13 protein-coding genes are annotated in these 20654 nt (G+C 59.8%); 5 read left to right on the top strand and 8 right to left on the bottom strand.

The features are described 5' to 3' along the window. Positions 1-2: 2 nt before the first annotated feature. Positions 3-2228 (bottom strand): NADP-dependent isocitrate dehydrogenase, encoded by a 2226-nt coding sequence (locus tag ACKVY0_RS06725; protein ID WP_409214028.1) that lies wholly within the window; start codon positions 2226-2228, stop codon positions 3-5. Positions 2229-2315: 87 nt separating this feature from the next. Further along, positions 2316-4052 carry an exo-alpha-sialidase gene (locus ACKVY0_RS06730; protein WP_409214029.1) on the bottom strand — a complete coding sequence of 579 codons (1737 nt, stop codon included), beginning with the start codon at positions 4050-4052 and terminating at the stop codon, positions 2316-2318. Positions 4053-4231: 179 nt separating this feature from the next. Here ACKVY0_RS06730 and ACKVY0_RS06735 point away from each other — a divergent pair, with 179 nt between their 5' ends. The 3 genes from ACKVY0_RS06735 to ACKVY0_RS06745 are packed head-to-tail and all read left to right on the top strand — an operon-like array spanning position 4232 to position 9044. After that, positions 4232-5128, top strand: coding sequence for a PQQ-binding-like beta-propeller repeat protein (locus tag ACKVY0_RS06735; protein WP_409214030.1), 897 nt, complete (start codon positions 4232-4234; stop codon positions 5126-5128). A 9-nt stretch (positions 5129-5137) separates the two neighbouring features. After that, positions 5138-7594, top strand: coding sequence for a PSD1 and planctomycete cytochrome C domain-containing protein (locus ACKVY0_RS06740; protein WP_409214031.1), 2457 nt, complete (start codon positions 5138-5140; stop codon positions 7592-7594). 4 nt (positions 7595-7598) lie between these two features. Then, positions 7599-9044 (top strand): DUF1501 domain-containing protein, encoded by a 1446-nt coding sequence (locus ACKVY0_RS06745; RefSeq protein WP_409214032.1) that lies wholly within the window; start codon positions 7599-7601, stop codon positions 9042-9044. A gap of 38 nt (positions 9045-9082) precedes the next feature. Here ACKVY0_RS06745 and ACKVY0_RS06750 read toward each other — a convergent pair whose 3' ends face one another. The 3 genes from ACKVY0_RS06750 to ACKVY0_RS06760 form a co-directional block, all read right to left on the bottom strand. After that, entirely contained in the window at positions 9083-12178 is a 3096-nt protein-coding gene (locus ACKVY0_RS06750; RefSeq protein ID WP_409214033.1) for a DUF4838 domain-containing protein, read from the bottom strand. 243 nt (positions 12179-12421) lie between these two features. Continuing rightward, on the bottom strand, positions 12422-15028 hold the full coding sequence (locus ACKVY0_RS06755) for a DUF4838 domain-containing protein (protein ID WP_409214034.1): 2607 nt from the start codon (positions 15026-15028) through the stop codon (positions 12422-12424). 78 nt (positions 15029-15106) lie between these two features. Next, positions 15107-15913 carry a hypothetical protein gene (locus ACKVY0_RS06760; protein WP_409214035.1) on the bottom strand — a complete coding sequence of 269 codons (807 nt, stop codon included), beginning with the start codon at positions 15911-15913 and terminating at the stop codon, positions 15107-15109. 349 nt (positions 15914-16262) lie between these two features. Here ACKVY0_RS06760 and ACKVY0_RS06765 point away from each other — a divergent pair, with 349 nt between their 5' ends. Continuing rightward, positions 16263-16841: a transposase gene (locus tag ACKVY0_RS06765; RefSeq protein WP_409214036.1), complete on the top strand. Its 579-nt coding sequence runs from the start codon at positions 16263-16265 to the stop codon at positions 16839-16841. A 21-nt stretch (positions 16842-16862) separates the two neighbouring features. On the opposite strand, the gene ACKVY0_RS06770 is transcribed toward ACKVY0_RS06765, so the two are convergent. The 3 genes from ACKVY0_RS06770 to ACKVY0_RS06780 all read right to left on the bottom strand — a co-directional run bounded on the left by ACKVY0_RS06770 (position 16863) and on the right by ACKVY0_RS06780 (position 19595). Then, positions 16863-17426: a hypothetical protein gene (locus ACKVY0_RS06770; protein WP_409214037.1), complete on the bottom strand. Its 564-nt coding sequence runs from the start codon at positions 17424-17426 to the stop codon at positions 16863-16865. A gap of 142 nt (positions 17427-17568) precedes the next feature. Further along, the gene (locus ACKVY0_RS06775; protein WP_409214038.1) at positions 17569-18465 is read right to left on the bottom strand and encodes an alpha/beta hydrolase; all 897 of its coding nucleotides are present in this window, start codon (positions 18463-18465) and stop codon (positions 17569-17571) included. A 14-nt stretch (positions 18466-18479) separates the two neighbouring features. After that, a complete protein-coding gene (locus tag ACKVY0_RS06780; RefSeq protein WP_409214039.1) occupies positions 18480-19595 on the bottom strand; it encodes a sialidase family protein in 1116 nt (371 codons plus the stop codon). A gap of 368 nt (positions 19596-19963) precedes the next feature. On the opposite strand from ACKVY0_RS06780, the gene ACKVY0_RS06785 reads away from it, so the two are divergent. Next, entirely contained in the window at positions 19964-20605 is a 642-nt protein-coding gene (locus ACKVY0_RS06785; protein ID WP_409214040.1) for a DUF1080 domain-containing protein, read from the top strand. Positions 20606-20654 lie beyond the last annotated feature (49 nt).

Raw genomic sequence — 20654 nt, forward strand, 5'->3', positions numbered from 1 at the left:
CATCACACCTTCGCCAAGATCGCATTGAACGTCGCGCTCGGACACAGCGCGGCATTGGCTTTGGCGGTGTCGGGCTTGTAGTAGCCGCCGACTTCGACGGGCTTGCCTTGGACGGCGATGAGTTCGGCGACGATCTTGGCTTCGTTGGCAGTGAGTCCTTCGGCGATGGGCTTGAACTGGGCTTGCAGTTCAAGATCGGCGGTCTGTGAGGCCAATGCCTGCGCCCAATACAGCGCGAGATAAAAATGGCTGCCGCGATTGTCGATGGTGCCGAGCTTGCGACCGGGGCTGCGGTCGTTTTCGAGGAACTTGCCGGTCGCGGCGTCAAGCGTGTCAGCAAGCACTTTGGCTTTGGCGACGCCGAAGGTGTCGGCGATGTGCTCGAAGCTCGGGGCGAGCGCGAAGAACTCGCCGAGGCTGTCCCAGCGGAGATAGTTCTCCTCCAAGAACTGCTGCACATGTTTCGGTGCGGAACCACCGGCTCCAGTTTCAAACAGGCCGCCGCCGTTCATGAGCGGGACGATGGAGAGCATCTTGGCGCTCGTGCCGACTTCGAGAATCGGGAAGAGGTCGGTGTTGTAATCGCGCAGGACGTTGCCAGTGACGGAGATGGTGTCGAGACCTTGGACGATCCGCTCAAACGAGAACGTGCAGGCTTCAGCAGGCGTGAGGATGCGGATGTCGAGACCGGTGGTGTCGTGGTCTTGGAGATACTTCTCCACTTTGGCGATGATCTGCGCGTCGTGAGCGCGGGCCTTGTCGAGCCAGAAGATGGCGGGCACGCCGCTGGCGCGCGCGCGTTTGACAGCGAGCTTCACCCAATCCTGCACGGGTGCATCCTTGGTCTGGCAGGCGCGCCAGATGTCGCCCTGATCGACGGCGTGTTCAAAGAGCACGGTGCCTGTGCTATCGGTGACACGGATGACGCCATCGGCGGGGGCTTCGAAGGTCTTGTTGTGGCTGCCGTATTCCTCGGCGGCCTGCGCCATGAGGCCGACATTGGGAACGCTGCCCATGGTCTTCGGGTCGAGAGCGCCGTTCTTTTTACAGAAGTCGATCGTGGCCTGATAAATGCCGGCGTAGCTGCTGTCGGGGATGACGGCGAGCGTGTCCTGCTCCTTGCCTGCGGCATTCCACATCTTGCCGCCGCCGCGAATCATCGCGGGCATGGACGCATCGACGATCACATCGCTCGGCACATGCAGATTGGTGATGCCTTTGTCGCTGTTCACCATCGCGAGAGCAGGGCCGTTCGCATACGCGGCCTGAATGTCGGCCTCAATCGCGGCCTTCTTGTCAGAAGGCAGCTTGCCGAGCTTCGCGACGAGGTCGCCGAAGCCATTGTTCAAATCGACACCGATCTCCGCAAGCGTGGTACCGTGTTTGGCGAGAAGGTCTTTGAAGAACACGCGCACCGCATGGCCGAAGATGATAGGATCGCTCACCTTCATCATAGTGGCCTTCATGTGCAGCGAGAAGAGCACGCCATCGGCCTTCGCCTTGGCGATCTGCTGCTCAAAGAACGCGACGAGCGACTTTTTGCTCAGCTTCGTGACGTCCATGATCTCGCCAGCTTTGAGCGCGAGCTTTTGCAGGAGCGTCTTCGTGCTGCCGTCCTTGCCGGTGAACTCGATCTTCACTTCCGTGGCTGCTTGCACGCAGACAGACTTCTCATTCGAGAAGAAGTCGTCCTTGCCCATCGTGCCGACGGTGGTCTTCGAATCGGCGGACCACTTGCCCATCGAGTGCGGATGCTTCTTCGCGTAATCTTTGACGGCCTTTGGCGCACGACGGTCGCTGTTGCCTTCACGCAGCACGGGATTCACGGCGCTGCCCATGACCTTGGCGTAGCGAGCCTTGATGTCCTTCTCGGCATCGGTCTGTGGATTTTCGGGGAGATTTGGCAGCGCGTAGCCTTTGGCCTGAAGCTCGGCGATGGCCGCCTTGAGCTGTGGCTGGGAGGCGGACACGTTTGGCAGTTTGATGATGTTCGTGGTCGGCTCCAGGCAGAGTTTGCCGAGGTAGGCGAGGTCATCATTGATGCGCTGCTCAGGTGTCAGAAAATCCGGGAACTGGGCGATGATACGGCCCGCCAGCGAGATGTCGCGCGTCTCTACAGCAATGCCAGACGACTTCGTGAAGGCCTGAACGATGGGCAAGAATGAAAAGGTGGCGAGGAGCGGCGCTTCGTCGGTGAGCGTGTAGTAGATGGTGGGCTTGGCGGACATGATTTCGGAGTTTTTTAGAGCGGGAGAGCTAAACGCGACGGCCTATTTACGCAATCGTCAGCTGCCGCAGTTTCCATGCCCGTTCTCTCACCGCACGGCATCGCGAATCACCGGCACGAGCAGCTCTGCGACCAGTTGATGCCCGAGATCGCCAGGATGCATGCCGTCGGGCACCATTTCCTCAATGGTCGTTTTGTTTTTGGACGCGAAGCCAGGATAAGCGGCATGGACATCGACGAGTGGCACGTTCAGCTCCGTGGCGAGTTTGCGGAGGGCCTCGTTGTAGTGGACGAGATTTAGCACCTCGAAGCCGTCCTCGGTATCGGCGTTGTAGGGTGGCTTGCCGTAGAGTTCGCGGAGCTTGGAGGTCCAGCGCAACGGATTGGTGGTCATGAGGATGACTTTGGCCTGCGCATTTTGCGCTGCGGTGATCATGATGCGCAGGTTGAGGAGATATTCGCCAGGGGGTACGCGTGGCGTGGTGACGGGCGGGTTTTTCCACACATCCACGGCGCTGTCATTGATGCCGAACTGCATGACCACAAGACGTGGCTTGTATTGCAGCACGTCGGTTTGCATTCGCCTGCGCGCGTCCCGTGTGGTGTTACCGCCGATGCCTGCATTGTGGACGCCGAGCGAGGAACCAATGCTCTGCAACGCGGTCTCGACCCGCGTGGCATAGACTTTGACCGCTCCGCGCGGTGCAGTCGTGGAATCGCCAAACATGATGATGCCGCCGGGTTTCGGCGTTGCCTTGGGTGGTGGCACGAAGACAGGAATCTCACCCGCAGCGAGGTCGGCCGTGTTGATTTTCATGCGCAGGCCGCCTTGCATCGTGGTGATCCAGAGTTCGCCAGGCTTGCGCTCGTAGAGGTAAGGATAGGACACACGGCCTCCAGGCACATAATTGGCCGCGACAATGATGGGTTTCGACCAAGCGGCCGTTTCATCATCTGAAAACGCTAGCGACAACTCCACGCGGCTCGATCCGCTTGTTGGGTCATGCCGTGGCGGCGCATTCCACAGCAGCGCGATGCGGCCATCGGCCAAACGGGCCATCTGCGGGCAGCAGGTCACGGCGGGGATCGTCGTTTGCTTCAAACCCTCCCACTTCAAGCCATCACGCGATGTGGCTTCCCACAAGAAACCCGATTCCGTGCGCAGCAGCAGGTAAAGCGAGCCGTCCTTGCGCTCGATGACACTGCCTTCGAGCGATCCCGCGTGGTCATGCGTGCCGACGCCGTAATCGAGCATGTCGCCACGTTGCCACGTTTTGCCGAGATCATCTGAAACCCACATCACCGTCGCATGCCGCCACTGCGGGATGATTTCCTGCCCCACGAGCACGATGCGGCCAGATTTCATCTGAATGAGCGAATGAATGCAGCCGCACCATGGCTCGCTCAGCTTCACCGGCGTTTCCCAGGTCTTGCCATCGTCGTTGCTGCGACAGGTGTAAGTTGGCAGCACGAATTCTTTCCAGCTCACGTCTTTCTCGCCCCAGTGCCAGCCCTTCGGCTGCTTGCGTTCAGCGCCATTCATCCATGCGGAGATGATGACGCCTTCACGCGTGCGCAGCAGCGCACGTTCATTGCTCACAGCGAACATCACCGGATCGGCAAACAGCGGCGTGCTGGTCCAGGTGCGGCCTTCGTCGTTGCTGCGGAGTGCAGTCTTCAAATCGATGCACAGTGCACCGCCGTCCGCGGTGGTGACAAACGGACCCTGATGACTAAAGGGTAACACTGAAGCTTTGGGCTGCAGCACTGGCGCATCAGCGGCGTAGATCGATGCGGCACAGAAGAGTAGTGGAAAAAGTTTCATGCCAGATTCAGACGCCTGTAGCTCCACGGAACTGTCTGATTATTTCCGGGATGTACAGCACAGACGAACAAACCTTGAGGCTTGCGAAGAAAGCCAATATGCCAGCGTTTGTTGAGACCACCCATCCACATCCCATGATTCGACTTTCTCTTCCGGCATCGTTAATCCTCGCTGTTTCCATGGCCTCCACTGCCCTCTCAGAGCAAACTGGGACCGCTCGGCGCGTCTTTGTTGCTGACTCCGACACCAAGGTGCTCGCCATCGTGGGCGCGGATGGGAAGGCGGAGTGGGAGGTGAAGGTTGGGGCGATTCATGACGCGCATCTGTTGGCAAATGGCAATATTTTGCTCCAGCAAGGCTGGACCAAGGTGCAGGAGATCACGCCAAAGAATGAGGTGGTGTGGGAGTATGATGCAGGGAAGGCCAATGCTGGGAAAAAGGTAGAGGTTCATGCGTTTCAGCGACTCGATAGCGGGCTCACGATGATCGCCGAATCGGGGCCGTCGCGAATCATTGAAGTGGATAAGGACGGCGTGGTGAAGCACGAGATGAAACTCAAGGTGGGCCAACCCAGTGCTCACAGTGATACGCGGCTGGTGCGCAAGCTTGCGAGTGGCAACTACCTCGTCGCGCATGAGAAAGACGGCTTCGTCCGCGAGTATGAACCGACTGGAAAGGTCGTGTGGGAGTATGAGGTGCCAATGTTTGGCAAGGAGAAGAAAGGCGGGCACGGACCCGAGGCCTTTGGCAACTCCGTGTTCAGCGCCACACGACTCGGCAATGGCAACACCCTCATTGGTGCGGGCAATGGTCACAGCATTCTCGAAGTAACACCCGCGAAAGAGATCATCTGGAAGATCGAACAGAATGACCTGCCTGGAATCACACTCGCATGGGTCACCAGAGTCGCGCGGCTGCCAAATGGAAACACGATCATCGGCAACTGCCACGCCGGGCCAGAGAATCCACAGATCATCGAAGTCACACCAGAAAAGAAGGTCGTGTGGACATGGAAGGACTTCACCAAGTTCGGCAACTCGACCACGGTGGTCGAAGTCCTCGGTGACAAGAAGTAGCCACAAGCCATGCTTGCTCGATTTGGCCTATTCGTCTGCGTCACGCTCACAGGCTCATATCTTGATGCCACAGAGCCTTCCGCGGCAGATGTCGAGTTCTTTGAAAAACGCATCCGTCCTGTGCTGGCGGAGCGGTGTTACGACTGCCACAGCGTGAGCGCGGACAAGGTCAAAGGCGGGCTCTTGCTGGATAGTCGTGCGAGCATCCTGAAAGGTGGCGATACGGGACCCTCCATCATTCCGGGCGATGTAAACGAGAGCCTGCTCATTCAAGCGGTGCGCTGGTCGGACAAAGACCTTGAGATGCCGCCAAAGAAGAAGCTCAGCGACGCTGAAATAGCTGATTTGGCGACTTGGGTGAAAATGGGCGCCCCTTGGCCTGCTGGCGATGCGGCCCCGGTGGCAGTGCGGCGCGAGTTTAAGATCACGGATAAAGATCGTGCCCACTGGGCCTTCCAGCCGTTGAAGAAGCCGATTCCTCCTGCTGTCAAAGCAAGCGCACAGGTCGCGAATCCCATCGATGCTTTCATCATCGCGAACCTCGAAGCGAAAGGCCTCAATCCCAATCCAGCGGCTGACAGACGTGCGCTCGTTCGCCGCGCGCATTACGATCTCACCGGCCTGCCACCGACGCCGCAAGCAACGGAGGCATTCGTTGCCGATACTTCACCGAAGGCTTGGGAAAACCTCAATGAGCAGCTTCTGAAGTCTCCACGCTATGGCGAGCAGTGGGGGCGGCATTGGCTGGATCTCGTGCGCTTTGCGGAGACAAACAGTTACGAAACGGATCACGCGAAACCGAATGCCTGGCGCTATCGCGACTATGTCATCCGCGCCTTCAATGACGACAAGCCATACGACCAGTTCATCCGCGAGCAGCTTGCAGGTGATGAGTTTGCCGAGGTCACAGCCGACAGCATCATCGCCACAGGCTACTACCGGCTCGGCATCTGGGATGCAGATCCGGCAGACAAGGAACTCGCGCGGTATGACATGCTTGATGACATCGTCGCCACGACCGGACAGGTGTTTCTAGGGCTCACCGTCGATTGTGCGCGCTGCCACGATCATAAAATCGATCCCATTGCCCAGCGCGATTACTACTCGCTGCTCTCGTTTTTCCACAACGTGAACCATTACCGCAATGGCGGCCCCACGGATGAAGTCCCGCTGCCGAAAGCGGCTGGTGTTGTGGACGATGCGCAGACCAAACGCGAGACCAAGCAGAAGGAACTCGAGATCGAAGCGGGCGAGATCGAAGAGCACTTTCGACTACTCACGAAGCGCGAAAAGACACCGCCGAAGCAGATCCCAGGCATCATTCGCAAAGAGGGCGCGGAGTTGCTCGGTCCCAAGGTGTATGGTCGCTACATGAAGCTCAGAGCTGAGCTGCGAGACATCGAGAAAGCCGTTACGTCCGCCGGCGCCGCGCTAGCCGTGACGGAAGCTGGCGCGAAAGCCCCCGAGACATTCATCCTCGAGCGCGGCAACACCTCCAGCCCCGGCGCACAAGTCACGCCCGCCTTTCTCCAAGTGCTCGCACCGCCAGCGCCGAACGTCACGCCGCCCCAGTCCGGCAAATCCACCGGACGCCGCACCGCATTGGCCAACTGGATTGCATCATCGCAAAACCAACTCACCGCACGAGTGATGGTGAATCGCATCTGGCAGCATCACTTTGGACGCGGCCTCGTGCGCTCCAGCAGCAACTTCGGCACGCAAGGCGATGCGCCCACGCACCCAGAGTTGCTCGATTGGCTCGCCTCCGAGTTCATCGCCAGCGGTTGGAGCATCAAGGCCATGCATCGGCTCATTTTGACCTCCAACACGTATCGCATGTCATCACGCCCGAGTGCCGATGCTCTGAGCAAAGACCCGCGCAATGATCACCTCTCGCACTTCGACATGCGGCGCCTCACCGCGGAGGAGATTCGCGATTCCATCCTCGCTGTGTCAGGTGCGCTCAACGACCAAATGTTCGGCCCAGGCATCTACGTGGACATTCCGAAGGAAGTGCTCGCGGGTCAGTCGCGACCCGGCAGTGGCTGGGGCAAATCAACGCCGCAGGAGCAATCACGCCGCAGCATCTACATCCATGTGAAGCGCTCACTCATCACGCCGATCCTCGCGTCCTTCGACGTTGCCGAGACGGATCACTCCACGCCCGTGCGCTTCACCTCCACACAGCCCACGCAAGCGCTTGGCATGCTCAACAGTGCGTTCATCAATCAGCAAGCCAACGCTCTAGCCCTCCGCGTGCAAAAGGAAGCCGGTGATGCCGTCGCTGCCCAAGTGCGACTCGCACTTGAGCTTGTCACCTCACGTCCAGCCTCCGAGAGCGATGTCCAACGCGGCCTCAAGCTCATCACCACGTTGCGCGAACAAGAACACTCATCACCCGAAGTCGCGCTGACCTCTTTCTGCTTGCTCGCACTCAATTTGAACGAGTTTCTCTACCTCGACTGATCCCATGACACCGAACTTCTGCCACCGCACACGCCGCGAGTTCCTTTGGGAAACTGGCGCTGGATTCACCGGCCTCGCGATGACCGGAATGTTGTCCGCGGATCACTTCTTTGCCTCGCAAGCTCATGCCGCGAGCGATTTCGCAAACCCGCTCGCCGCCAAGAAACCACCACTGCCTGCCAAGGCCAAGAGCGTCATCTTTCTCTTCATGTATGGCGGCCCCAGCCATGTGGACACCTTTGATTACAAGCCCAAGCTCTATCCGCTCGATGGCAAGACCATCGATGTGAAGACCTTTGGTCGCGGAGGCAAACGCAGCAAGAGTCGTGTGGTCGGACCCAAGTGGCAGTTCAAGCAACACGGCCAATGTGGCAAGCAAGTGAGCGAACTCTTCCCGCATCTCGCCACTTGTGTGGATGATATCGGATTCATCCACTCGATGACCGCTGACTCGCCCATTCACGGCTCGGCGATGTTGCAGATGAACACGGGAAAAATCCTCTCCGGCAGCCCCTGTCTCGGCTCCTGGGTGAACTACGGCCTCGGCAGCGTGAGTGAGGATTTGCCAGGATTCGCGGTGATGCTCGATCCCACCGGCGGCCCGATCAGTGGAGCCAAAAACTGGTCTAGCGGCTACATGCCTGCGAGCTATGAAGGCACCGTGTTGCGCAGCGCAGGCGATCCCATCCTCGATCTACAACCACCCGCTGGCATGACCGCGCCGATGCAGCGCCGTATCCTCGATACGCTTCGAGATTTCAATACCGAGCACGCATCGACTCGCGCTGATAACACCAGCCTCGGTGCACGAATCGCCAGTTATGAACTCGCCGCCAAGATGCAAATGCACGCGCCCGAGGCCGTCGATTTGAGCAAGGAAAGTGAAGCCACCAAAGAGCTCTACGGCATCAACAACGTGAAGACCGAGGAGTTCGGACGCCGATGCTTGCTCGCACGGCGCATGGTCGAGCGCGGTGTGCGTTTCATCCAGCTCTACTCCGGGGGCGCGCACAACGACAGCAATTGGGACGCGCACACCGACATCGAAAAGAATCACAACTACCACTGCGGTCGCACCGACAAGCCCATCGCGGGTTTGTTGAAGGATCTCAAGCAGCGCGGACTTCTCGACAGCACGCTCATCATCTGGGGTGGCGAGTTCGGCCGCCAACCAACGGCTGAATATGCCAAAGGCACCGGTCGCGATCACAACGCCTACGGCTTCACCATGTGGATGGCCGGTGGCGGCGTGAAGGGCGGCGTGAGTGTCGGACAAACCGACGAACTCGGCTCCGCTGCCGTGGAGGACCAATTTCACGTCAAACACCTCCACGCCACCGCCCTGCACCTCATGGGCCTCGATCCCGACAAGCTCACCTACTTCTACGGTGGCCTCGATCAAAAACTCGTCGGCGTAGAAGGTGCCAAGCCGATCAAGGCGCTGGTTTGAGCTGTTAAGGAGAACAATCTCCAAGGCCTACGCAACGGCTACTTCCGCGCTTTTTGGACTTCCTCGATGGATTTGAGGATGTTCGTCTTCCACACGCCTTGGAGCTTATCCGGCTCAGCGCGGTTGAGTGTCTTCAACGCGTCGTCAAACTGGCTGCGGCGGGTTTGGATGCGGGCGATGCCTTGCAGGGCGGAATATTCGTCCGCGCCGCCGAGACGGGTTTTGCCTTCGAGGATGGTTTGGTAGGCGTCGAGGGCTTTGGCGTCGTCTTTGAGGTTGTTCTCGCGGTTTTGGGCGAGGAAGAGCAGGATGGTTTCGCGCTGGTGAAGGTCGCCGGTGAAGTCCAAAGCGGCGCGGAGGTCGGTTTCGGCTTTGTCGCCGGTTTTGGCGATGGAGTAGGCCCATCCGCGAGCTTGGAAGCCATCGCCGCGTTTCCAGAAGGGCCACTTCATGATGTCTTCGTTGGCGAACTGCTTTACGACTTCGACGGCTTTGTTGTTGGCGAGGAGGTTTTGCATCTGCGCGGCTTTGCGGACGGCTTCGATGGGGATCTGGTCGATGAAGGTGGCGTTGCGGTCGAGCCGTGCGGCTTGTTCGAGCGCGGCGGCCTTTTGGTAGTCGTTGAGCTTGCCTTCGGCGAGGGCGAGGAAGCCAACGGCTTTGCGTTTCTGCGTGGCATCGCGGAAGCCGATCACAAAATCAGTTACGGTCGGATCGGCGTCGAACTGATGCGAGCGACCGTCGTAGAAATGTGCGAACTTCATAGGCTCGTGAAAGCCTTCGGTGCCGGTGGGTGAGAGAGCGCTGACTTCCTGGCCGTCGTCGCGGATGCGCTGGCGGCAGAGGTTGATGTGCCAGGGCAGGCTCTGCGTGGGGTGGCGGCCGATGACTTGATGCAGCGGGTCGTTTTCATCCTGCGTGACGGGGATGCGAATCTCGAGGGTCCAATGATCATCGGCAATGTGCGTGGCGACTTCCGCCTTCGAATCCCAGGTGAACCACTGGCTGCGTGGCGCACCGCGATCGAGATCGACGATGTGACCGTTCGGGCTGATGGCGATCTGATAATAAGAGTGCGTTTCGGTGGCGAGCTCGATCTCGATGGCGTCGCCATACCAGAGCGCTTGATCGTCTTCACGCGTGGCGGCGATGTTGAGCTTCTCGCCGGGGCGCTCAGCACAGCGGATGGCAAAGCAGAGGCTGTTTCCCTGCCAGCCGGCTTTGAAGGTGGTGCCAAAGGTGGGCACGCGGCCGGTTTGCAGTTCGCTGAACTTGCCCGTGGCAGCGGCGGGGCAGTTTTGCCAGTATTCATCGTCGAGTTTGCCGTCGATAACGATGTCCTTCGCATCGCCGACGAGACGCACGCTGGGCACGGGGCCGCGTTTTTGGCCGAGTTGCTGCGACTTCATGCGCAGGCCTTTGAGGAAGTCGTCGATGAGGGCGAGGCGTTTGCCAAAGAGGCTCGCAGCCTCGGTTTTGGCCTTCGCTTTGTCGAAAAGAGCGAGCGCTTCATCGGCTTTCACTTTGTCTTCGTCCATCACCTTCCAGTTGGCTTCGCAGTAGTTGAAGAAGGTGAGCATCTCGCTCTCGGCAGGGCCGTAGAAGACGCGGCAATACTCACGCAGGGCTGCCGCTGGCTCGTGGCCGGGCCAGTAGGCGCGGGCGGTGAAATAGACGAGGAAGTGATTGAAGCCGATGCCGACTTTGTCGAAGTCGTTGCGCACGGTGAGCCAGATGTCTTCGCCCTGAGACATGCCCTTGGTGGCGATCACCGTGTCGCCCATCGACTGCGCGGCATAGGCGGGCAGATACCAACCGCGATCTGTGAAGGGGTAGTTTTCGAAATTGATGATCGGGTTGTCGGTCTTTTTCGCCCAGGCGGCACGCAGGGCCTCCGGTGCGGCTTCGCCCTCGGCTTTGTTACCTGCTTTGTTCATCGGGCGACGACCGCCGACGATGCCGACGAGCACGTTCGGCTCCAGTTTGTCGATCTTTAGCGGTGGCAGGGTATAGACGCCATACGCGCAGTTCAGCACCTTCGCGTTCGGATGCGTTTTGCCGACTTCTTTGGCCACGCGATTGACGAAGTCCCACACGTAATCACTGAGCAGGCCGCGCTCGATGCGCTCAGGCGAGTCCTTGCCTTTGCACTTATCGCACTGGCAGATCGAGGTGTAGCCATCGGGCGGCATGATGGAAACGCTTTCCAACCGGAAGGTGTCGAGCAGAGCCCTCGCATAGCGCACGGTCTCGCGGAAGAGTTCGTCATTCGAGTAGCAGAGCTGGCATTTCGAATCGCCGGCCTTGAAGTCGGGCTTGCCGCCGTAGATCGCGAACCAGTCGGGATGCGCATCAAAGACGGCCTGGCGGTTCGTCATGTTCGCCATGCCGTGGGCGATCTGCAGTCGCTCGTTGTGGCGAATGCCGAGTCGCATGACCCACAGCGAGGTGTCAGGTCCGCAGGTAGCAAAGCGGAAGTTGAACTGCCGCAACGCAAAGTCCGGCTTCACGGTCTCGTCGAGCTTCGGCAGCTCGATGGTCTTTAATGTGGGTAGCACCTCGCCGAGTTCGCCCGGCAGATACCAGCGTGCGCCGAGCTTGTGCAAGAACGCCGTCACCGCATTGAAGCTGCCGCGTTCGTCAAGGCCCCAGAGTTCGAGCGTTTCCCCATCGAGTGGGATTTTGGTGCGGTGCTTATACAAACCGGGATTCGGCAGCCCATACGGCGCCCCGACGATCTTTTCCCACTCCGCCTGCGCACGCGGGATGTCGCCATTGTTTCGTGCAAACGGCCCCACCGGCTCGAAGTCCGCATCATCGCCGATCAGCGCCATCCAATCCGCACCCGTAGCGATGCGATACGCACCATCTTTGAGCCCCTCCCCCTTCACGGGCGAGTGTGCACTGGCTCCGATGAAGACTTTCACCGCCTTACCCGAAGGCTGCGTGACTATGGGCAGCTTTGCGCCGCTGATTTTCTCGATCTGCTGCCGAAACTCATGCGCCGCGACTCGCTGCATGCGGGTTGGTTTGTCACTGATGATGATCTCCGCCCGTGGCTGGCCGTTTTCGACGAGGAGGGGCTGAGCGAGGGCGGAAGAGGTGAGGAGTGAGAAGAGAATGGGGCGAACCATGCTTTCAAAACGAGAGCCAAGTGAGTTTCACGCACGACACTTCGGCCTAACATGGAATGCGGCAGCCTGCTGCCGCTTTCAGGAGGCCAGCCTGCTGGCCGTCGGGCGTTCTTTATGATCCTACGTCGATGCGCTCCCGCGTTTGCGCCAGCAATTGAGCGATCCGTTCACCTGGAGACGTTGACGGCAGCAGGGCTGCCTCTGAAAAGCGGCAGCAGGCTGCCGCAGTCCATGTAGCCGTGATCACTCAAACACGATCTCCCCCATCACGGTCGTGTCGTCGATGTTCGTGCTGGTGAGCGATGAGGACCAAATCGCGCGGTCGATGATTTCACGCGGCAATGCATGGTTGCGGCCGAAGTTGGCTTTCCAGGTGATGCCTTTGGTGGGGGGCTCGACGCCGAGGGTGGTGAAGGGAATCTCGAGATGCGCATGCCAGCGTTTGGTTTGGGCATCGACGCGGGTTTCGCTGGTCCAGTCGCCGTTCCAGGTGGGGTCGTCTTTGCCGTGGCGGGGGTCCATGACGTCGATGATGCGGCCGTTGAGGGCGTCGGATTTGGAGGCGGCGTTCGCGCCTTGGGTGAGGCGGTAGAAGAGCGGTTGGGCGGGATTGGGGGCGAGATAGAGGTCGATGGCTTCTTGGTTGGTGAGGACGCGGTCGCGGTTGAAGGCGGTAAAGGGGGTGGTGTCGCCGAGTTCGGCCTCGGCGCGGAGGTGGAGGGCTTTGTCGTCGTAGAGGAGGCGGATCGTCGTGGCACGCGGCAGCGTGTGCAGCGGCGGGAGGAGCGTGAGGGCACGGGCGGTGGCGTTTTGCCACTCGGGGCTGTCGAGCGTGAGTTTGGCGGTCGTTTTGGCGATGGTGAGTTTTTTGAGGCCCATGGGCGGAGCGTTGCGCATGGCCTTGGTGTCCCAGTTGAAGCAGGTGCTGGCGTAGGGCTCCTGATAGCCGTCGTGGGCGAGTTGGAGATGTTTGGCGTCGTGGCCGGGAAAGGGGAACAAAATGTGATTCCACTCTTTTTGATGACCTTTGACGTAAAGCGTGGCGATGAAGGCGTTTCGCGCGTCGATGGCATCGAGCAGGCGATGCAGCGAGCCGGTGTCGGGCAGCATTTGATAGGCCTGATGCAGATGCACGACCTTCGCGAAGTGCTTCAAGTAGTCGAACTCGGTGCGCACGAGCGCGAGACGTGTTTTGACCTTTGGCGTGGTGGCGAGCTTCTCGGACTGAGCGAGGTGGGCCTCCATCGCGGCGAGCATGCGCGGCGTGTAGAGGAAGGCGATGAGCTGGAAGGGATCGGTGACCGTTTTGCGTCCGCGAGCATCGGTGGGCAGCGGTTTGAAGGTCCACACGTCGGTGCGCGTGCCGAGGTGGTCGGAGTAGAGCGCGATGGCGTGATACAGCTCGTCGTAAAAGGCACGCATGTAGAAAGCGATGCTCTTGTTTTGAAACGCGGCCTCGCAGAACTCGGGCACGAGGTCTTTGGCATGGTTGTTCGTGGGATCGTCAAACATGCGGCCCATGGTGTAATAGACGGGGCCTTCGAGGCCGAAGAGCTGGCCGGGGCCGTCGCGGTAGAGCGACTGGATGCGGTTCACGGCGAGCCGTTGCACCTGCTGCTCGATGTAGCCGGGCGTGCGCATCGGCGTATAGCGCGTGCCGAGGTTCGGGCACCAGTTGTAAACGTAGCCGGTGAAGCCGCGCGGCACGTCGATGCCACGCCACGGGGCGATGTCCTCCTCGTTCGTGCCGGTGAGCATGATGCAGGTGTTCGCGGGGAATGCTTTGAACGTCTTCGGCGGTGCGGCGGTGAGGATGTAGCTCATCATCGTCACCTGCTTGCCGGGATGCGACTTCTCCAAACGTCGCGCGACATCGCGGTGGAAGATCCAGATCTTCTCCGACCAGTCTTTGCCGGTGCCGTGGAGCGCGTCGCATTTCTCGCACTGGCACTCGCGAAAGCCGTCCGGCTGGCCGAGATCGACGCTGTCGTAACCTTTGTCGAAGAAGCCCGCGAGATCGCGGTAGATGCGCTCCTGCACGTCTGGATTCGACAGGCAATACTGCCCGTTGCCCTCCGGCTTCAAACGCGAGCCGCTGATCAGCGCGAAGTATTCCGGGTGCTCCGCAAACAACTCCGCCGGCACCGCCCGTTCCCACGTGTGACCACCGAACTGCTCGTCCACACGCGGGAAGCGATTGTGCGCGAGATCGTAAAACGACGCGCCCGCCGGATGCGCCGTATTCACCCGCAGAAGCGGCGTGGTGGTCACATTCAACGACTCCGGCACCGTCATCGTCGGCATCGGCAGAAACTCGATCGCCGGCGACGCGAGCAGGTCGATCTTCGCCGCGCCGCTCACCGGCGTGTAACCCGGCAGATCGGGATACAAAAAGCGCACGCCCATGAACTGCCGCGCAAAGTCCACCGCCGCCTTCGCCGTGCCCACGCGATCCCAGTTCGGCCTGCGCTTGTTGTCCGTCGGTGCCTTCGAGGGATGATCATGCCCCGCGATGATCACATCCTTGCCCATCACCCGATGCACAAAGCTCCAATCCCGCAGCTTCGTCACATCGAGACCGTTCTTCTGCGCGAACTGCGTGTTCCCGAGCATCAACGCCGGTTTGGCCGCATCCCGCTCCTTTTCCCGCACGACCGCGACCTCGGCCTTGTTCGCCAAAAACGCCGTTTGGAGCAACCGCGCCGTCTGCACGAGGCTTTCGTCCAAAGCCGGTGAAGGCAGCGCATCCGGCAAAACGATCTGATAGTCCGATTTCCCCGCGTCGAGTAAGTTCAGGTCCGCAGCGGCTGCGGCGGAGAGAGAGAGGAAGAGCGCGAGGAGGGGTTTCATGTGGGGACATGAAACGTGAGTCGTCACACCAATACCTTCATTCGGAAGGCAAAAACTATGGCTGGCTCACACGATGGTTCAGCGAATCGGAAGTATGCCAAATGCACCAATCCAGTTGGAGAAGTCGGCCGGAGCTTCTCTCTCCCACATGTTGTGATGAGTTTTGACTCCGTTCTTGGAGATTACCCGTGCTTCCACCCAAAGATGGTCGCTGCCTTCCGGGCTGCCTCCTGCCGAAAGATACTCGGCTCTCCAAGCAGCAAACTTGGACATGTCTTTGGGTGGTGGCCCAACTTTTTCCAATGGTGAAACTGACAGCGAAGCCGCAAGATAAAATAGGGAAGCTTCGGAGATCAGTTTTTCGAGTTCGGTCTTGGTCAGAGGGCGGGAATCACCTTTCCGCTGGATCCCCGCTGTCTCAATCCATGGGGCTACAGTTATCGAATCGTTGTCCCTGGCTATGCAGAAACCCCTGAAGTGGGTGCCCGTGCATGAACAGTCATATCGAAGCGCCAACACCAACTCAGACCACGGCATCTTTAAGTCTGAGCGGAAATCTGCGACTGCCTTGTCACGATCCACGGATGCCTTTCTGATCTTGCTGTCTTCTTTGAGCCATTGCTGACGTGCTTGTTGCTGACGTGCTTGTTCCGACACCTCTGCATCGCAACCCGTCAAAAGACAGTGGCACAAAACCAAGATTATTGATGAAGGCTTCATTTGAAGGCGGGCGACGCTTACCTTGTAGTAAACGTTAAGTGAATGCACTTCGTCCACCGCTTTTTGTCTGACAGAGGATATACTGATGCCAGACCAATCGACATACCCCCCTTCCAGTCCTCCTGCCTTGGCGTTCCAGCCACGCAACCCGTCCCTGCGGCCCATCCGCGGGCAGGGATGAGGAGCACCGCCAGAGATGAACAAGGCGCGAGAGTTCTGATTTCAGCGCTCTTGCGCCTTCTTGAACTCTCGCGGTGTGCTTTCCCTCAACACATGGACTGCGGCAGCCTGCTGCCGCTTTCGGGAGGCCAGCCTGCTGGCCGTCGAATGGCCCAAGGTGATGTCTCGCTGAGGCGCTACCGCGTCTGCGGCAGCCGAGAGGTTTCTTCGGTGACCGGGAGACGCTGACGGCAGCAGGGCTGCCTTGGAAAAGCGGCAGCAGGCTGCCGCAGTCCATGTTGTCCATGAAGTCCGGGGTTGACCATTCCGCCACTTCACAGCCATCCTAGCCACCATGATGCCTGATGTTCCATCCGATGAGGAGTGCCTTCGCGGCACCCGGCATTGGCCGCATGCACCGCCTCATCGGCTCTCGGAGAGCGGGGTGTATTTCCTCACGGCACGCGCTCGTGAGAAAGCGCATCTCTTCGCCACAGCCGGACGTCGGGACTGGTTTGAGCAGTTGCTTTTCGATACCTTTGCGGAGCGTGGCTGGAAGTTGGAAGCGTGGGCAGTGCTTTCGAATCATTACCATGTCGTCGCGCATAGTCCGCCTGGAGGCGCGGAGACTTTGAGGGCGGTGGTGCAGAAGCTGCACAGTCTGGCGACCAAGCGATTGAACACCGAGGACGGCACGCCGGGACGCACGCGGCTGTGGCAAAACTACCGGGAGACGCATCTCACCTACCCGCAGAGCTATCTGGCACGACTGAACTATGTGCATCAAAACCCAAGGCATCACGGTTTGGTGCCGTTGGCCTCACAATGGAAGTGGTGCAGTGCCGCAGCCTTCAAGCGTGAGGCGACACAAGCGTGGGTGAAGACCATCGCCAGCTTCCCCTTCGATGAAATCGCCGCTGAAGACGGCGAGTGACGTGGACAACATGTTTTTGCCTCAGTGCCCATGCTCCTCGGCATTGATCTGGTTGGCGGCCAGAATCGCGGCGAGCGGGTCGGGAGCGTTGAGGATTTCATCCGGCAGGGTAAAGAGACGGCGAAAAGCTTGCTGGCGTTTGCCCTCGTCATCCGCAGGTTCAGCCTCCGGCGGATGCGCGAGATGCTCGTGCCAGCGGGTGACATCGCTGTGGAGCTTGGAGTAGCGGCGATACCACCGGTCAGCCTCAAGCTGGGCCTCATCCAGCCACGCGATGAGGTCGAGTCGGTCCACGGCGCACAAACGCGCCTCAGCCTGCGCGAGTTCCTGCTCCACACCGGCGAGCACGGTGTGCCAGACCACGAGATACACGGGTGAGTTTGCTGGTGATCTACCTGCCTTGTTACAGGCATCGCACCACAACGTTTCTTTGATGATGCCGCTATGGACACAGCCTCCTCGCAGCACCGAACCGATTTGGTAAGACGTGAGCACGCATTCAAAGTCCTTCGTCTGGAGGGAGGTAATCTCCGCTCCGCAGGATGGGCAGGCCAGCGGCTTCTTGAAGTGGATGGTGTCAAACATTCCCATGATGACCGCGATGCTCGTGCATCCGCGTGAAGCCTGCAAGAGCGGGCCGCTCTGCTCATCTCGCGGAGCGAGATGGCTACTTTGCTTCGCCTGATCGCTCTCTCTCGGCTTTCAAACACCGCTTCTATCCTGCCTGTCAGGGCTTCTTCCCCAAGCTCCCCAGCCACTCGACGAGCACCTTCGGCCACTGGGCACCGGGGAAGTGGTGTTTCACTCGGGTGGGGATGAGGTTGCCGACGCCGTGGCCGCCTTCTTCGTGGAGATCGAGGCGGGCGGGGACGCCGAGCTTTTTCAGGTCGGCGATGATGTTGGTGGCGATCTCGACGGGCTTGTCGGTGGTGGCGTGGACGAGGAAAACGGGCGGTGAGTTCGGCTTGAAGACAAACGGGTTCTCCGGCTTGCGCCAATGCCAGGTGCCGAGGCCGACGGCGAAGGCTGGACGGCTGCTGAGGCGGTCGATGAGATCTTTGGCCTGCGGATCGCCGAGATCGAAGTTCGCGGCGAGATTCATCGCGAGGTTCGCCCCAGCGGAGTAGCCTGCGACGCCGATTTTCGCCGCATCGAGTCCCCATTCGGCCGCGCGATGCCGCACGAGGCGCATGGCACGTTTCGCATCGAGCAGCGTGAGGGCCTGGATGCCTTCGTTCGGAAGGATGTGCGGCGGTCGCGTGCGGTATTTGAGGCCGATGACGGCCACGCCCATCGGATTGAAGACCTGCGCGGCATACACGACGTGCGTCTTCCACGCATGACCGCCATAGCCGCCGCCCGCGCATACGACGAGGGCCATGCCGGTGCGTTTGTCCGCTGGCGGCAGATAGGGCGTGATCGTGGGCACCGAGACGCTCTGGATGGTCTGGTTGTCCTTGATGACCTCCGGCGCAGCGTTTTTCATGAACTGCGGCGGCTTGTCCGGCCAGAGCAAAATGGGTTCCGGCGTGCCAGGGCCGAGTTGCTGCATCAGCTCAATCTCGCTGGGTGAGAGCTGGGCGAACGCAGTGGCAGTGAAGAGGAGGAAAAGCAGGTGTTTCATCTGTGATGATCCAATCAGGGTTTGATCAGCGCATCGGTGGCCTTCAAATCGAAGCGGACACTGACGACGCTGTGCCTCTCCTTGCCGGGTGCATACTTCATATAGGTCGTGGCGACGATGGTGCCGTCGGGCAGCAGTTCCATGCCGGGATAGCCGCAATCGCCCCCGGCATTGCTGTGGAGGAGCTTGATGCGGTATTGGCCGGGTTTCGCCTGCTTGAGGTCATCGTAAGTGCCGACCCAGGCGACGAAGTGGCCTTTGGTGGGGCTGTTGAGCGCCTGATCGCGAAACGCCACGACCATGCGACCGTCTTTGGTGAAAACGCCCGCGTGGCGGTCGCCGGTGAGGCCCCAGGAGGTGTTCACGGGTGTTGTCCACGTCTTGCCTTCATCGCGACTGAACATGACGAGGCTGCGTTCCTTGTGCGTGTTTTCGCGCATGAGGCAGCACAGCTCTGTGCCATCGGGCGAGCGGAAGACAAAGGGCTCGCATGGATTCTTGCCTTCAACGGCAGCGACGACCTTCGGTTCGCTCCAGGTGAAGCCGCCGTCAGCGGTGATCGTTTGCAGCACTTCCAGCGGTGCTTTGTCGGCGCCGTCGGGGCCTTTGTGATACAGGCCGAGGTAACGGCCATCGTGGAGTTTCACAATGCTGCTGAAGGTCATGACGCAGGGGAAACCGAGCGGCGGCATTTCTTTCCAGGTCTTGCCAGCGTCCTCACTCATGATGCTGGGCATGCCGGGGCCTTTACGCTTGCCTAACGCCGCCGAAAAGACCCACAGGCGCTCTTTGCCCGCCGAATCCGTCATGCGGTAGATGCTGGGGCAGTTTTGATGTGTCTTGAAGCCGGGCGGCAACGATTCATCCATGCGCGTCCACGTCACGCCGCCGTCGTCGCTGCGCGCCATCGGCCCGGCGGCACCGCCATGGTTGATGCACCAGACGCAGAAGATGGTTTTGCCATCCGGCATCAAAGTGGTTGTTGGGTGGCCTTGATAAACCTGGTCTGTGCCAGCGGCGATCACGGTATGGCGGTCCTTTTGATCCGAGATGTCCACGAGCGGCAGATCGGGCCGTTCTTCAGCAAAAATGAACGTGGTGGCGAGGAAGGAGAGGGCGATTCGGCGCATGGCAGAGCACTAAACGCAGCGCGGATCGTTTTCTGCTCACCGGTCTGCGCGGGATGCGCGTGCTCGAAGTGGTGCAGGGGGCCGGGCAACAGGAAGTGCCAGTCGGATAGTGCGGACGAATCAACTCCACCAGCCGTGTCCAAGGCACCACCCGATTCATTTCCGCCAAGAACTTGGCGCGACGGGTGATCTTCGATTTCCCAACTTACTCCGCCGGGGCAAAGCGCAGTTGTGGTTCCATTCGCTGCAAACGATCATCCTCCGCCTCATCGCTCGACTTTCTCTCGCCGGTGATTAAATCAGTGTCTCCTAAACTCTGGAACTTGGAATCTTCCCCTCCAAGCTCAGGTTGGATGCCCACCACCACCATGAAACACATCGCCCTCACCCTCCTCGCCACCGTCAGCCTGTCCTTCGCCGCCGAGCATCCCGACACCACGGAATGGAAAGACCTCTTCCTCGCCGATCTCTCCAACACCGCCGATCCCGCCGGCTGGGTGTTTCAGGGCAAAGAACTCGTCGCCAAGACCCACGACACGCTTTGGACGAAGGACTCGTATGGCGACTTCACCCTCGATCTCGAATTCAAGGTGATCGCGGAATCCAACAGCGGCGTCTTCCTCCGTTCCGGCGACATCAAGAACGTCCTCTCCGCCCTCGAAATCCAGGTCCACGACAGCGCCGACGGCAGCAAATACGGCATGGTCGCCGCGATTTATGACGCCATGCCGCCCAGCAAGAGCATGGCCAAGCCCGTCGGCGAATGGAACCGTTTCACCATCACCTGCAAAGGCAGCCTCATCAGCGTCGTCTTCAACGGCGAGGAAGTCATCAACGCCAACCTCGACAACTGGCCCGAAGTGAAAAAGAACCCCGATGGCACCCCGAACAAATTCCCCGTCGCTCTCAAAAACTTCGCCCGCAAGGGTCCCATCGGCCTCCAGGGCCTTCACGGCAAAGCGCAGGCTCCGGTGTGGTATCGGAATGTGAAGATCAAGGTGCTGGAGTGAGAAGACTTGTCGAATTGGTGGCGCTGGAGGGATCGACAAAGCAGGCGTT

The organism is Prosthecobacter sp., assembly GCF_046154365.1.
Classification (GTDB): Bacteria; Verrucomicrobiota; Verrucomicrobiia; order Verrucomicrobiales; family Verrucomicrobiaceae; genus Prosthecobacter.